Source organism: Streptomyces sp. NPDC050416 (genome assembly GCF_044458845.1).
Taxonomy (GTDB): Bacteria; Actinomycetota; Actinomycetes; order Streptomycetales; family Streptomycetaceae; genus Streptomyces.
The window spans coordinates 89,885-103,300 of sequence record NZ_JBITII010000001.1 but is presented as its reverse complement, the minus strand read 5'-3'; the positions used below and the strand labels follow the sequence as shown (position 1 = coordinate 103,300).

Below are 13,416 nucleotides of genomic sequence, written 5' to 3'. Positions count from 1 at the left end.
CGGGTGATTCCTCGACGTCGGTTGCGGCGGTCCTGACCCCGCCCGGCAGGAGCACAGCATAGGCCGGGCGGGGCCCGTGGGGTTTCTCAGCCGGCCCGCACCGTCCACGCGCGCGTGACCACCCACTCGGCGTGCCGCACACCCGCCACTCGCCACGCTTCGCCCACCTGTCCGGGCACATGAACCCGGGCGTCCGCTGCCAACGGCAGCACCTTCAGCCGCAGGCCATCCGTTCCCAGCGCCTCGACCGGCAGCCGGTCCAGGCCGATGTCCCAGACCCGGCCCGAGTAGAACTGGTCGGCGACCAGGACGTCCCCCACGTAGGCCCGGGCCAGATCACCCGTCCAGCGCAGCCGCAGCAGGACACCGGCGGGCGCCCGCAGCAGGTCCTCCGGTACGTCGACGCGGTACTCGGCGGCCACCGTCTCCACGTACTTGTCCGCCGGCACGCTAGCCCGCCCCTGCACGCCGGTCACCGGCTCGGGCGCCGGACCGGCGGGCCTGACCAGAGTGACGGGCGCCGCGGTGTCCGGAAGGGGCGCGGCCTCGATCGTGTAGCGGGTGAACACGCCGTCCGCCGCCTCCCGCACCCGTGTCCCCGCCACCACCGGGGCGGAATCCGGCGCGGGCAGCACCGCGCACGACGGCTCGGCGGCCGGGCTGTGCAGCCGTACCTCGTCACCGTCGAAGACGACACCGTCCCCGCACAGCACCAGCCTCTCGGCTCCCCAGGCGTCCCCCCGGTAGACGGTACGGGCCGTCGCCGCGTCCAGGACCAGCAGCCCGACGCGTGAACCGTCGGCGGCGTCCACCTCGACCAGGGCGTCGGTGCCGGGCCGCACCCCAGTGACCAGGATCCGGCCGCCGACCGGCGTGACCTCTCCGGTCGGTGTCGCGACGGACGCCACCGTGTCCGCGTCCAGGGCCAGTTCGGGCGCGATGCCGTCGGTCGCGGCCAGCACCAGGACCGTACGGCCGTCCACCTCGACGGTGCACACCGGCTGCGCGGTCGCCCACTCCAGCCGCAGCCCGGCCACGTCCAGCCGCAGGGGCCAGCAGAAGCAGGCGCCCGAGGGCACGGTAACGGGAGTGCTCGGCAGGGTCAGTGCGGGCGCGTCCGGGAAGTCGACCGTGAAGGCCGTGTCCGGGTGGTCGGGCAGCGGCTCGTGCGGCTGGTGGTTGGTCACGAACAGGAAGCCCGACGTGCCGTCGGTACGGACGGCCCAGCGCAGCGTCTCCCGGTCGTGCTGCCCCGTCGGCAGCCGCTCGGGCAGCACGGACTCCATGGGAGCGATCCGGTGCCCGAAGTCGGCCAGCAGCAGGTGCTGGAGCCGTAGTTCGTGGTACGAGGAACGCACCTGGCCGTACTCCCCGAGCGGGGCCTGGAAGTCATAGGTCAGGACCGGCAGGTCGTTGGGGTACCCGGTGGCGTGTGATTCCTGGAGGGTCGTCAGCTCTCCGGGCGGGTTCGTGCCGCCGTGGAACATGTAGTAGCCCTGCCACACCGAACCGCAGCCGATCGTGGTGAGCCCCAGCGCGGCCACGTCGGCGGCCTCCACCCTGGGACGCCGGTGGTAGGCCACCGCCATGCCGCCGCCCAACTCGCAGGTGACCCAGGGGAATCGGTCCGCCGGTGCCGGGTCGGCGCCGCGTGCGGTCATGGGCCGCAGGTCGGCGCCGATGCCCTCGTCGTCGCGCTCGTGGGTGAAGAAGAAGTGCTTGCGGCAGGTGTCGGGCCAGCCGCCGTCCGCCTCCGTCCAGAACGCCTCCGGATAGCCGCCGTACAGTGGGAGCAGCTCCTCGCCCGGGAGCCGGACCCCGCCCCAGGCGGTCGACGTCCACAGCGGCGCGCTCAGCCCGGCTTCCTGGGCCAGGCGCTTCAGGGTGCGCAGATGGCCGGGCTGGTCGTAGAGCTCGTTCTCGATCTGGATCGCGAGGATCGGGCCGCCGTGCGCCCGGTCCAGACCGCGCAGTTGCTCCGCGACCGCCGCGAACCAGGCGCGTACGGGCTCCAGATAGGCCGGATCGTCGGTGCGCGGCGCCCGGACGCGGGCGAGCAGCCAGTCGGGCAGCCCGCCGTTGCGTACCTCCGCGTGGCACCACGGGCCGATCCGCGGGATGAAGTCCAGGCCGTGACGGGCACACAGCTCGGCGAAGCGGCGCAGATCGCGGTCGCCGTCGAAGCGGATCCGCCCCTCGGTCTCCTCGTGGTGGATCCAGATGACGTACGAGGCGACGGCGGTCACGCCGCCCGCCTTCATCTTCAGCAGTTCCTCCTCCCACTCCCGGGCCGGGTAGCGGGAGTAGTGGAACTCGCCGGAGACCGGGAACCAGGGTCGGCCGCCGCGGGTGAGCCAGCGGCTGGTGACCCCGATCGGGTCGGGTACGCCCGGCGCGTCCGCGAAGGGCAGGTGGCCGGTCGGCGGGGGAACGGAGGGCGCGGGCACGCGCAGCCGGTGCGGGGTCACCACGTGTTCTCCGGGCCGAGGTCGGGCGTGTCGGTCAACTGCGCGCGGGTGGTGGCAGTGCCGTGCAGTTCCAGCAGGACCAGCTCGTTGCCGCCCGGCCGCAGCACCGGCGCCGGGACGTACAGCGTGTGCTGCGGGCCGCGGTTCCAGTAGCGGCCCAGATGGAAGCCGTTGACCCAGGCCTGCCCCTTCGTCCAGCCGGGCAGGGCGAGGAACGCGTCGGCGGGTGTGTCCACCTCGAACGTGCCCCGGTGGAAGGCCGGCACGGTGACCGCCGCCCCGTCGCCCAGGGTGAACGGCACCGCCTCCCGGTCGTCCAGCGGCAGCGCGTGGCAGTCCCAGCCGCGCAGGGCCGTGCCGTTGAAGGAGACGGGCCCGAGCAGACCCTTCGGGGCTCCGATGCGAGGCCCGTAGTTGACGCCGCCCATGTTCTCGACGAGCACCTCCAGCCTGGCTCCCGGGTGCGGGACACGCACCGGCAGCGCCTCGTCGTGACGTTCGCGCTCCAGCACACCGGCGGGTGCGCCGTCGACGAAGACCTGGGCACGGTCGCCGACCCCGCCGGCGAAGTGCAGCAGGCCGTCACCGGAGGCGGGCAGGACGGTGCGGTAGAGCGCGTAGCCGGTGTGCTGCCCGAGCTCGCCCATGGTCACCGGGTCGTCGGTACGGACGGGAACGGCTAGCGTGCCGACGAGAGGTAGCAGGGGTGCCCGGCCGTCCAACTCGACACCGGTCGGCCACAGTTTGGGGCCGGGCGCCAGGACGGGCTCGTCGGGGACACCGACATGGCGGGCGATGACCTCCCGGAAGGCGTGGTACTTCGGGCCCGGGTCACCGCACTCGGTGAGCGCGGCGTCGTAGTCGTACGACGTCACGGTGGGCTCGTAGGCGTGCTTGTGGTTGGCGCCGTTGGAGAAGCCGAAGTTGGTGCCGCCGTGGAACATGTAGAGGTTGACGGACGCCCCGGCGGACAGCAGCCGGTCCAGATCGGCGGCGGCGTCGGCCGCGTCCCGTACGTGGTGCGGCCCGCCCCAGTGGTCGAACCAGCCGATCCAGAACTCCGCGCAGAACAGCGGGCCTTCGGGGCGGTGCTCGCGCAGCCGCCCGAGATTCTGCTCGACCCGGCTGCCGAAGGTGCAGGCGGTCAGCACGCCCGGCAGGCTCCCGGCGGCCAGGTGCTCGGGGTCGCCCTGGTCGCAGGTGAACAGCAGCTCCTCGACGCCCCGGGAGCGGAACGCGTCGGCCAGGTGCTTCAGATACGCGCTGTCGTCGCCGTAGGCCCCGTACTCGTTCTCCACCTGCACGGCGATGACGGGACCGCCCGCCGCGGCCAGGTGCGGCCGGAGCGCGGGCAGCAGCAGGTCCAGGTAGCGGTCGACGGCCCCGGTGAAACGCGGATCGCTGGACCGCAGCCGGATGTCCGGGTCCGAGGTCAGCCAGTCGGGCAGGCCGCCGCCGTCCCACTCGGCACAGATGAACGGGCCGGGACGCAGCAGCACGTGCAGCCCCTCGTCCCGGGCGAGTTGGAGGAACCGGGGCAGGTCGAGGAGGCCGTCGAACACGACAGGGCCCTCGGGGTCGGGCTGGTGGTGGTTCCACGGGATGTACGTCTCCACCGTGTTGAGGCCCATCAGCCGCGCCTTGCGCAGCCGGTCGGACCACAGACCGGGGTGGACACGGAAGTAGTGCAGCGCACCGGAGATGATCCGGAACGGCTCGCCGTGCAGCAGGAATCCGTCGGACGTCGTCGTCAGAGCGGGCATGAGCAGGCTTCCCTTCGGGATGCGGGCGGAAGTCAATGGACGGCGGTGGACGTCGATGGACGGCGGTGGACGTTTCAGTGGGAGCGGGTGGAGCGGGTGACGCGGATCAGCCAGAGCGTCGCGGCCAGGCACAGCGCCGAGACTCCGCACAGCAGCAGGGGCACCGCGCGAACGTCCGACCATTCGATGGCCTTGCCCAGCGCCGGACCCGCCACGACACCGCCGACCATGGACGCGGCGATGACGAGGGCACCGGCTCTGCGGGCCCGCGGGGCGGCCCGGTTCAGCCAGGGCAGCCCGGTGGGGAAGATCGGCGCGATGAACAGACCCACACCGGCGTACGCGTACGGCGCCAGCGCCGGCACGGCCGCGGCCAGCAGACACACCGTCATGCCCGCGCAGGACACGGTGATGATCGCCTGAGCGGAGAAGCGCAGCGCGAGCGGCGCGACCAGAAAGCGGCCGACCGTCATCATCAGCCAGTACACGGAGGTGGCGGTGGCGGCCACGCCCGCGCCGTAGTCGACGCTCTCCAGGTGGGTGGGTTCCCAGCCGCCGACACCGGCCTCGATGCCCACGTGCAGGACGTAGAGCGCGACGAAGACGCCGAGCACCGAGGCGAGGCTCCGCCGGAGGACCCCGCCACGGCTCGCCTCCTCAGCGGCCGGGACGGGCGCCTCGTTCCGTACGCCCCTCAGACACAGCAGCAACGGCAGGTTGGCGAGGGCGAAACCGAGGAAGACGGCCGGGTAGTGCTCGGAGCCGACCATGCCGATCAGGGCAGGGCTGAGGATGGCGCCGATGCCGAAGTGGGCGTGGAGGATGTTCAACATCGCGGTCGATTTGTGGCCGAAGCCCACGGCGAACAGCTGGTTGAGCCCGTAGTCGATGCCGCCGAAACCGAGCCCGGCGAGCAGGGCCGCCGCCAGGGCGATGGGCCAGCCGGGCGCCAGCGCGAAACCTGCCGCGCCGACCGCCATCAGCAGGTAGGAGCTGCCGAGGAGGTGCCGGTTGCCGACCCGCCCGTAGAGCCGGTCGAACAGCAGCACACCGGCCACGCCACCGACGAAGTGGGCACTGAGCCCCAGCCCGGCGGCGGACGGCGAGAGCCCGAACTCCGCGCGGAAGCCGGGGATCGCGGGCCCGTACAGGGCCTGCAACGCACCCATGAGCACGAAGCCCGCACAGGAGGCGACCGTGGCGGACCGGCTGAAGACCGGGGCCGGCGGGTCGGGGGAGAGGCTGACCGCGCGCTGCGCGGTGGGCTGGTCGGTCACGCGGACTCCGGGGGACGGCCGGCCGCGTGCGGCGGGCAGCCGGCAGCGGGCGGCGGACAGGGCGCGTACGGCTCGAAGCGAGGGCGGGCGAGGGTGATGTTACCGGTAACATCACCCTCGCCGACACCCCTTGACGGCACGAATGAGAAGCCGACGCAGCCTCCGGGCTGCCTCGCCCCCACCTGTAATCGCGTGGTCAAGCCGGTAGGGCGGCTGATCTAATGCGCGCGTGGGCCACCTGCGCCCTCGGACCGGCACAAACGGACGGAAGGAAACCCTCGGCATGGCCGTCATCCACCGCACCACGGTCGAACCGACCAAGCTGGAACTGCTCACCTCCTGGCTGCCGTCCCGTCCGTGGTACCGCGGTGGTGCCGCCGGACCGCAGCTGGCCAAGGCCGGCGGGTTCCGGCTGGACGACCCGGAGGGCGAGGTCGGGATCGAGTTCATGGTCGTCACCGACACCTCGGGCCCTCTGCCCGTCACCTACCAGGTGCCGCTCACCTATCGCGGTGCCGCGCTCGACGGGGCGGAGCACGCCCTCGTGGGCACCATGGAGCATGGTGTGCTCGGGCGGCGCTGGGCCTACGACGGTTGCCACGATCCCGTGCTGGTCGCCCAGTTGGCCGCCTTGATCGAGGGCCGGGCGCAGGCCCAGGCCCAGAGCGTCAGCCACGAGCCCGACCGGGAGGTCGCCGCCTCCCACACCGGCGAAGGCCCCCTCCCCACGGACTTCGTCGCCACCGACGACCAGGACGGCACCCGGCTGACCGCCCCGCACGGCACGACCCTCCACCTGCACCGGATCCTGAGCCCCGCCCCCGACGGCCCGCTTCCCCCTTCCCCGGGAGCGACCGGCCAGGTCAGCGGCGCCTGGGAGCTCCCGGACGGCACCCGGGCCCGCGGGGTCTTCGCCGTTCTGCACACCGGCCCGCGCTTCTAGTGCTCAAGGGAGAGAGGCCAGGCGACGATGGAGACGTCTGAGGCCCGGCGGGCGGTGGCAGCGGCCCTGTCGACCGCCTCTTCACTCGGCCTGAGAGCCGACGACGCGCGCGTCCTCCATGACTCGAACAAGCTCACTCTGCGTCTCCTGCCGTGCGATGTCCTGGCCCGGGTGGCACCTGCGGCGCATCGGGTCGCACAGTTCGAAGTCGACCTCGCCCAGCGGCTCGCCGAAGCCGGATGCCCCGTGGCTGCTCTCGAACCTCGAGTGGAGCCACGCGTCCATGAGCGTGACGGCTACGAGATCACGCTCTGGACCTACTACGAAACCGCGACGCCCCGAGAGATCTCACCGGCCGACTACGCCACCGCGCTCCAGCTGCTGCATACCGGCATGCGCGAACTCGCTTTCGCCGCCCCGCACTTCACGGACCGAGTCGAGCAGGCCCAACAACTCGTGGCGAACCGCGACCGCACGCCGGTGCTCGCCGACGCGGACCGGGAGCTGCTCGGGGACACGTTGCGGAGCCTCAGGCGAGCGATCGGCGAGCGCGGCGCTCCGGAGCAGTTGCTGCACGGTGAGCCCCACCCGGGCAACCTCCTCACCACGAGGAACGGGCTGCTGTTCATCGACCTCGAGACGTGCTGCCGCGGGCCCGTCGAATTCGACCTCGCCCATGCGCCCGAAGAAGTCGGCGAGCTGTATCCGGGCGTCGACCAGGGATTGCTGCGCGAGTGCCGGATCCTCGTACTGGCGATGATCACAACATGGCGCTGGGACCGAGACGACCAGCTCCCCGACGGGCGCCGGCTGGCGGGGGAGTGGCTGGGCCAGATCCGGGCGGCACTCGAACGCAATGGCCAGGGTTCCCACGGCTGATCGCGGAACTCAGAGGCACACGCAGGCTCACACGCACCGTCCAGGAAGGCACAGCCATGGCCGTCGAACCCCCGCAGCGCATCGCCCTCCTCGGCGGCGGCTTCTCCACCGACGACGACGGCCTCCTCGACGACTGGGTGCCGGCCCGGGCACGTGTGTCCCGCGCCAAGGTGTGCTTCGTACCCACGGCCAGCGGAGACGCACCGGCCTATATCGAACAGTTCCGTGCGGCGTTCGGGAGCCGCCCCGCCTGTGAACCCTCCGTCCTGCAGTTGTTCCGCCGTGAGCTGGACGACGACGCACTGCGCTCCTTCCTGCTCGCCCAGGACGTCATCTACGTGGGCGGCGGCAACACGGCCAACCTCCTCGCGGTGTGGCGAACCCATGGCGTGGACCGGCTGCTGCGAGAGGCCTACGGCCGTGGCGCGCTGCTGTGCGGCATCAGCGCCGGTGCCAACTGCTGGGCCGAGGGCTCGCACACCGACTCCTTCGGGCCGTTGACACACCTCCCCGACGGCCTGGAGCTGCTGCCCGGCTCCGTCTGCCCGCACTACGACAGTGAACCGGGCCGTCGCCCCTCCTACCGCGCGGCCGTGGCAGCGGGGCGGTTGCCGGCGGGCTGGGCGGTGGAGGACGGGGCCGCGGCGCTGTTCACGGACGGTGTGCTGACGGAGGCCGTCAGCCGGACGAGGGGAGCCGGGGTGTACCGGGTGGAGCCGGCCGGGGGTGATGGCGTGGGTGAGCGTGCACTGCCGTGTCGGTTGCTCGGGGCTTGACCGGATCACGCAGGATTGCCCCGGCCACGATCGGGTACGCGAGCAGCACCGCGTCCGGGGCGGATCATGCCCCGGGCGGGCCGCACGACCGCCGCTACCAGGGAATCTGCCATGGAGACACCCGCAAACGACCCCACGCCCACGCCCGCCCAGCGGGCTCTGGACGTCCTCACCGAGAACACCGAGGACGCGGCGGCTCTGGACGCGCTCGCCAACAGCGACGTGCTCATCCCCGTGCCCGACGACGCGAACGACGCCGACGCCGCCAACCCCTCGGCGGTGGCACTGCCGGTGCTGGAGCAGCCCGGCGGCGAGCCGGTGGTGCCCGTGTTCACCTCCGAGGTGGAGATGGCCGGGCTGCTGCCGTTCGTCTCCCGCTACCGCCTGGTGCCGCTCGGCGCCCTGGCCGCCCAGTGGCCGGCCGACGACCTGTCGCTCACCATAGACGGCAGCTCGGAGCACCGCCTGACCCTCACCTCGGAGGGAGTACGCACCCTGCTGGCACGCCCGTAGGACCGAGTACGCCGGCCCGGGCCGGGCGGGCTACGCGCCCAGTGTCCGGGCCAGCGCGGCCCGCTGCAGCGGCAGTACCTCCGCGTGCAGGTCACGGCCCTTGGAGGTCAGGGCCACCCACACGCCGCGCCGGTCCTCCACGCACACCGAACGCGTCACCAGCCCGTCCTTCTCCAGCCGGGCGATGAGCCGGGACAGCGCGCTCTGGCTGAGATGCACCCGCCCGACCAGGTTCTGCACCCGGCACTGCTCGCCCTCCTCGGGCGCCGCCGTGGCGAGGATGTCCAGGACCTCGAAGTCGGACGCGCCGAGGCCGTGCGGATGCAGCACCCGGTCGATCTCGCACATCGTGCGCGCGTGCGCCGACAGGATGTCCCGCCACCGCTCCTCGAGCCGCCCACCAGCCGTTTTCGACGCCATATGTGAACGGTAACACCGGCGCGGCATTCAATGTCGGTGCATGCAGTGCATGCCTCTGCCCGGGCACCGGATCCTAGGTCGACTCCCGTTTGACCAGCTCCGTCGGCAGGATCACCGCCGCCGGATCCTCGCCCCCGATCTGCGCGAGCAGCACCCGCACCATCTCGGCGCTGATCCGGTCCCACGGCTGCCGGATCGTCGTGAGCTCGGGGCTGGAGGCCACGGCGGCCGGGGAGTCGTCGAAGCCGCCCACCGCGACGTCCTGCGGCACGCGCCGCCCCGCCCGCTGGAGGGCGGCCAGCACGCCCTGCGCCATGAGGTCCGAGGCGACGAACACCGCGTCCAGGTCCGGGGCCCGCGCCAGCAGCCGCTCGGCGCCCGCCTCGCCGCTGGCCCGGCCCCAGTCGCCGGTGACGATGAGCCGCTCGTCGATCTCGAGGCCCGCTTCCGTGAGCACCTCCTTGTAGCCGGCGAGGCGATCGACACCGCCCGGGGTGTCCACCGGGCCGTTCACCATGCCGATACGGCGGCGGCCCAGTGACAGCAGGTGGCGCATCATGTCGCGGGCGCCGTCCCGGTCGTCCGCCGCCACGTAGCTCACCTTGGTGCCGCGCCCCATGGGCTTGCCGCACTGTACGAGGGGCACCCCCGCCCCGTGCAGTTGCTCGGCGACCGGGTCGGCGGAGTGGCTGGAGACGAGCAGCACGCCGTCGACGTGGCCCGCGGTGATGTACCGCGTGATCCGCCGCCGCTCGTCCTGCGTGCCGGCCAGCATCAGCAGCAGGGGGATGTCGTGCGCGGCCAGCGCCTGGGTGCAGCAGCGCAGCAGGACGTTGAAGTTGGGGTCCTCGAACAACTTCTCCTGCGGTTCGGTCAACAGGAAGCCGATCGAGTCGGACCGCCCGGTGATCAGGGAGCGGGCGTGCCGGTTGACGACGTAACCCGTCCTGCGGATGGCCGCGTTGACCGCTTCCTGGGCGGCCGGGCTGACGTAGTGGCCGCCGTTGAGTACACGCGAGACCGTGCCGCGCGAGACCCCCGCCTCGCGCGCCACGTCGTGGATCGTGGGCGGCCTGCGCCTGCCTCCCGCAGCGTTCATGGTCATGACTTTACGGCTCCGGAGAGCAGATCCAGACTCCAGAACCGCTGGATGACCAGGAAGAGAGCGACCAGCGGCAGCACCGCCAGGAACGCGCCGGTGATCACCAGGGTGTACAGCGCCGGGGTGTTGGCGCCCTGCTCCAGCAACGTGAACAGGCCGAGGGTGATCGGGAACTTCTCGTCGTCGCTGATCATGATGTACGGCAGCAGGAAGTTGTTCCAGATCGCCACGAACTGGAACAGGAACACCGTCACCATGCCCGGGATCATCATCGGCAGCGCGATCCGCGTGAAGATCCGCCACTCGCTCGCCCCGTCCATACGGCCGGCCTCGACCACGTCGGCCGGCACTGCGGCGGCGGCGTAGATCCGGGCGAGGTAGACGCCGTACGGCGACAGGATCTGCGGCAGCAGCACGGACAGGTAGGAGTCCGTGAGGTCGGCCTTCGCCAGCAGCAGGTACTGCGGGATGGCCAGGATCACCGGCGGCATCAGAACACCCGCGAGCAGCACGTTGAAGATCGTCTCGCGGCCCCGGAAGCGGTAGGTCGCCAGCGCGAAGCCGCTGAACGCCGAAACGCAGGTAGACAGCAGGGCCCCGAGCCCGGCGTACAGGGCGGAGTTGCCCATCCACGACCAGTAGACGCCGTCGCGGTAGGCGCTCAGATCCCGGAAGTTGTCGGCGAAGCCCGTGCCCGGCAGGAACGTGAACGTGGAGAACAGCTCACTGCCGGACTTCGTGGCCGCGATGACCACCCAGGCCACCGGCAGCAGGCAGTAGACCGCCCCCAGGAACAGCGTGACCGTCGGGATCAGGGCGATCCGGCGGCGCAGCGGCGGGCGGCCCTGAGCGGTACCGGGCGCGGTGCCCGCCACCGGCTCGGCCTGGGAAACGGCAAGGGAGCTCATCGGGCTGCCTCCTGCTTCTGACGACGGTTCGCGGCCCGCAGGAAGCCGAAGGACAGCAGGAGCGTGACGAACGCGATGATCACGGCCTGCGCCGCGGCGCCGTAGATGTCACCCTCGCCGAACGCGTCCCGGTGCACCTTCATCAGCGGACTCCACGTCGTGGACACCGAGTTGGTGAGCGGCTTGAGTGTGGTCGGTTCGCTGAACACCTGGAGCGTCGCGATGATCGAGAAGAAGAAGGTCAGCACCAGCGAGGGCGCCACCATCGGGATCTTGATCCGCAGCGCGATCTGCGCCGGGGTGGCGCCGTCCAGCTTCGCCGCCTCGTACACCTCCGCCGGGATCGACTGGAGCGAGGTGTAGATGACGATCATGTTGAAGCCGGTGCCGCCCCAGACCGCGATGTTCGACAAGGCCAGGTACAGCGGCCCGCCGTCCAGCAGGTCCGGCTGCGGCAGGCCCAGCTTGTCGAGCACGAAGTAGAAGGGGCTGACGTCCGGCAGGTACAGGAAGCCCCACAGCAGCGCTGCCACCACCCCGGGGATGGCGTACGGCAGGAAGATCGCGAGCCGGGTGAAGGGGGCCAGCCGCACCTTCTCGGAGTCCAGCATCAGCGCGAACAGCAGGGCGAGGCCGAGCATGACGGGGACGACGATGCAGCCGTAACCCAGCACGCGCAGCGCCCCGTTCACCAGCTCGCTGTCGGTGAGGGCGTCGGTGTAGTTCTCCAGCCCGGCCCAGACCTCCCTGCGGGCGCCGGAGCCCAGGCCGAGGCCGGAGACCTTCACCTTGCGGAGGCTGAGCCAGACCGCGTAGCCGATCGGCAGCGCGAAGAAGAGCGCGAAAAGGATCGTCGCGGGGATGAGGAAGAAATAGGGGGCGCTTCGCGCTCGTTTGAGGGTGGTGATGGGAGACGGGTGGGCGTACGGGGCCCCCTTGACCCCGTACGACTGCCGGTGTGCCGTGCTTTTCACTCCGCGACCTCGAAGCCCTGCTTCTTCATGTCGGCGACGGTGTCGTCCTGCATCTCCTTCAGCGCGGCGCCGAAGTCCGACTTGTTCTTCGCGGCGGCGCCGAAGGCGTCCTTGAAGGTGGTGTAGGCGACGTTCACGTTGGGGCCCCAGGCGGCCGGCGCCGTGGTCTCCGCGATGTCGGCGGCCTTGCTGTAGAAGTCGGCCTGGTTGGAGAAGTAGGCCGGCGGCTTGAGGAAGGCGCCGCTGGTCTGGGCGTTCTTGGCGGCCGGGTAGATGCCGCTCTCCTTCGCCAGGGCGTTGAGGGCGTCGCCGTCGGTGTTCAGCCAGGTGGCGAACTCGGCGGCGGCCTCCTGGTGCTTGGAGTCCGTGGTGACGGCGGTGGAGGACCCGCCCCAGCTGCCCGTGCGGTTCTCGCTCGCGGACCACTGGGGGAGGGGGGCCATGGCCCACTTGCCCTTGGTGGCGGGGGCGGCCGTGGTGAGCGTGCCCGGTGCCCACACGGCGCTGACCCAGGCGATCTGCTTGCCGGTGTTGAGCGCCTTGTTCCAGGACGGGGTGTACATCGGCTGGTTGTCGATGGCGCCCTCCTTGACCAGGCCGCCCCAGAACTTCGCGACCTTCTGCGTCGCCGCGTCGTCGATGGCGACCTTCCACTGGTCACCGGAGGTCGTCCACCACTTGGCGCCCGCCTGCTGGGCGAGGCCCGCGAAGAGGCCGGAGTCGTTGGCGGAGAAGGTGGTGAGGTCCTTGTCGGGGGCGGCCTGCTTCAGCTTGCGCGCGGTCTTAGCGAACTCGTCCCAGGTCGTCGGCACCGTCAGGCCGTACTCCTTGAACAGGTCCTCGCGGTAGTAGAACATCATCGGCCCGATGTCCTGCGGGACCGCGTAGACGGCGTCGGTGCCCAGCGTCGTCTGCTGCCAGACACCGTCGGCGAACCTGTCCTTCGCGTCGCCCACGTTCTTCGATATGTCCGCCAGGGCGTCGTTGCTGACCAGCGTGGGCAGCGCCTGGTACTCCGCCTGCACGAGGTCGGGCGCCTTGCCCGCCTTGTGCGCGGTGAGGATCTTGGTGATGAGCGTGTCGCCGGAGGCCTGCTTCTTCACCGTGACGGTGATCTGGTCCTTCTTGCCCGGCCCCTTGTTCCACAGGTCCACGACCTTGTCCATGCCGGGCGTCCAGGTCCAGTACGTCAGCGAGACCGGCCCCGACTCGGTCTCGCTGTCCCCGGATTCCGAGCCGCAGGCGGCGAGGGCGGTGGCGCCGAGCGCGAGGGCGACGGCGGATGTCACGAGGCGGCGGCGCTTCGTGTACGGCATGGATCTCTCCCCTGACCTGGGGTCCTCGCCTGCTGCGAGAACCTGCCATGCTTCTGTGAGCGTTCACAGTAGAGAAA

12 protein-coding genes are annotated in these 13,416 nt (G+C 71.3%); 4 read left to right on the top strand and 8 right to left on the bottom strand.

What is annotated here, in order from left to right; genetic code table 11:
* Nucleotides 1-86 precede the first annotated feature (86 nt).
* The 3 genes from ACIBL4_RS00505 to ACIBL4_RS00495 form a co-directional block, all read right to left on the bottom strand.
* Nucleotides 87-2,471 (bottom strand): beta-galactosidase, encoded by a 2,385-nt coding sequence (locus tag ACIBL4_RS00505; protein ID WP_399404978.1) that lies wholly within the window; start codon nucleotides 2,469-2,471, stop codon nucleotides 87-89.
* On the bottom strand, nucleotides 2,465-4,231 hold the full coding sequence (locus ACIBL4_RS00500; protein ID WP_399404976.1) for a beta-galactosidase: 1,767 nt from the start codon (nucleotides 4,229-4,231) through the stop codon (nucleotides 2,465-2,467). Before ACIBL4_RS00500 ends, ACIBL4_RS00505 begins: the two co-directional genes overlap by 7 nt.
* A gap of 74 nt (nucleotides 4,232-4,305) precedes the next feature.
* Nucleotides 4,306-5,508 carry an MFS transporter gene (locus tag ACIBL4_RS00495; RefSeq protein WP_399404974.1) on the bottom strand — a complete coding sequence of 401 codons (1,203 nt, stop codon included), beginning with the start codon at nucleotides 5,506-5,508 and terminating at the stop codon, nucleotides 4,306-4,308.
* A gap of 283 nt (nucleotides 5,509-5,791) precedes the next feature.
* Here ACIBL4_RS00495 and ACIBL4_RS00490 point away from each other — a divergent pair, with 283 nt between their 5' ends.
* The 4 genes from ACIBL4_RS00490 to ACIBL4_RS00475 all read left to right on the top strand — a co-directional run bounded on the left by ACIBL4_RS00490 (nucleotide 5,792) and on the right by ACIBL4_RS00475 (nucleotide 8,619).
* Entirely contained in the window at nucleotides 5,792-6,451 is a 660-nt protein-coding gene (locus ACIBL4_RS00490) for a 1,4-alpha-glucan branching protein (RefSeq protein WP_399404972.1), read from the top strand.
* Nucleotides 6,452-6,478: 27 nt separating this feature from the next.
* On the top strand, nucleotides 6,479-7,330 hold the full coding sequence (locus ACIBL4_RS00485; RefSeq protein WP_399404970.1) for a phosphotransferase: 852 nt from the start codon (nucleotides 6,479-6,481) through the stop codon (nucleotides 7,328-7,330).
* A 56-nt stretch (nucleotides 7,331-7,386) separates the two neighbouring features.
* Nucleotides 7,387-8,106: a Type 1 glutamine amidotransferase-like domain-containing protein gene (locus tag ACIBL4_RS00480; RefSeq protein WP_399404968.1), complete on the top strand. Its 720-nt coding sequence runs from the start codon at nucleotides 7,387-7,389 to the stop codon at nucleotides 8,104-8,106.
* Between the two features lie 111 nt (nucleotides 8,107-8,217).
* Nucleotides 8,218-8,619: an SseB family protein gene (locus tag ACIBL4_RS00475; RefSeq protein ID WP_010043978.1), complete on the top strand. Its 402-nt coding sequence runs from the start codon at nucleotides 8,218-8,220 to the stop codon at nucleotides 8,617-8,619.
* Nucleotides 8,620-8,649: 30 nt separating this feature from the next.
* On the opposite strand, the gene ACIBL4_RS00470 is transcribed toward ACIBL4_RS00475, so the two are convergent.
* From ACIBL4_RS00470 to ACIBL4_RS00450, 5 genes are all read right to left on the bottom strand, one after another.
* Nucleotides 8,650-9,039 (bottom strand): MarR family winged helix-turn-helix transcriptional regulator, encoded by a 390-nt coding sequence (locus ACIBL4_RS00470; RefSeq protein ID WP_399404966.1) that lies wholly within the window; start codon nucleotides 9,037-9,039, stop codon nucleotides 8,650-8,652.
* A gap of 73 nt (nucleotides 9,040-9,112) precedes the next feature.
* The gene (locus tag ACIBL4_RS00465; RefSeq protein ID WP_399404964.1) at nucleotides 9,113-10,144 is read right to left on the bottom strand and encodes a LacI family DNA-binding transcriptional regulator; all 1,032 of its coding nucleotides are present in this window, start codon (nucleotides 10,142-10,144) and stop codon (nucleotides 9,113-9,115) included.
* The gene (locus tag ACIBL4_RS00460) at nucleotides 10,141-11,049 is read right to left on the bottom strand and encodes a carbohydrate ABC transporter permease (RefSeq protein ID WP_399404962.1); all 909 of its coding nucleotides are present in this window, start codon (nucleotides 11,047-11,049) and stop codon (nucleotides 10,141-10,143) included. Before ACIBL4_RS00460 ends, ACIBL4_RS00465 begins: the two co-directional genes overlap by 4 nt.
* On the bottom strand, nucleotides 11,046-12,023 hold the full coding sequence (locus ACIBL4_RS00455) for a carbohydrate ABC transporter permease (RefSeq protein ID WP_399404960.1): 978 nt from the start codon (nucleotides 12,021-12,023) through the stop codon (nucleotides 11,046-11,048). Before ACIBL4_RS00455 ends, ACIBL4_RS00460 begins: the two co-directional genes overlap by 4 nt.
* Complete coding sequence (locus tag ACIBL4_RS00450; protein WP_399404958.1) at nucleotides 12,020-13,339, bottom strand: extracellular solute-binding protein; 1,320 nt, start codon at nucleotides 13,337-13,339, stop codon at nucleotides 12,020-12,022. Before ACIBL4_RS00450 ends, ACIBL4_RS00455 begins: the two co-directional genes overlap by 4 nt.
* Nucleotides 13,340-13,416: the final 77 nt, after the last annotated feature.

What these genes read in the sequence shown, in the direction of transcription:
- ACIBL4_RS00480 (WP_399404968.1), top strand. Translation starts at nt 7,387, where the DNA reads ATGGCCGTCGAACCCCCGCAGCGCATCGCCCTCCTCGGCGGCGGCTTC.
- ACIBL4_RS00500 (WP_399404976.1), bottom strand. Translation starts at nt 4,231, where the DNA reads ATGCCCGCTCTGACGACGACGTCCGACGGATTCCTGCTGCACGGCGAG.
- ACIBL4_RS00450 (WP_399404958.1), bottom strand. Translation starts at nt 13,339, where the DNA reads ATGCCGTACACGAAGCGCCGCCGCCTCGTGACATCCGCCGTCGCCCTC.
- ACIBL4_RS00475 (WP_010043978.1), top strand. Translation starts at nt 8,218, where the DNA reads ATGGAGACACCCGCAAACGACCCCACGCCCACGCCCGCCCAGCGGGCT.
- ACIBL4_RS00485 (WP_399404970.1), top strand. Translation starts at nt 6,479, where the DNA reads ATGGAGACGTCTGAGGCCCGGCGGGCGGTGGCAGCGGCCCTGTCGACC.
- ACIBL4_RS00465 (WP_399404964.1), bottom strand. Translation starts at nt 10,144, where the DNA reads ATGACCATGAACGCTGCGGGAGGCAGGCGCAGGCCGCCCACGATCCAC.
- ACIBL4_RS00460 (WP_399404962.1), bottom strand. Translation starts at nt 11,049, where the DNA reads ATGAGCTCCCTTGCCGTTTCCCAGGCCGAGCCGGTGGCGGGCACCGCG.
- ACIBL4_RS00470 (WP_399404966.1), bottom strand. Translation starts at nt 9,039, where the DNA reads ATGGCGTCGAAAACGGCTGGTGGGCGGCTCGAGGAGCGGTGGCGGGAC.
- ACIBL4_RS00490 (WP_399404972.1), top strand. Translation starts at nt 5,792, where the DNA reads ATGGCCGTCATCCACCGCACCACGGTCGAACCGACCAAGCTGGAACTG.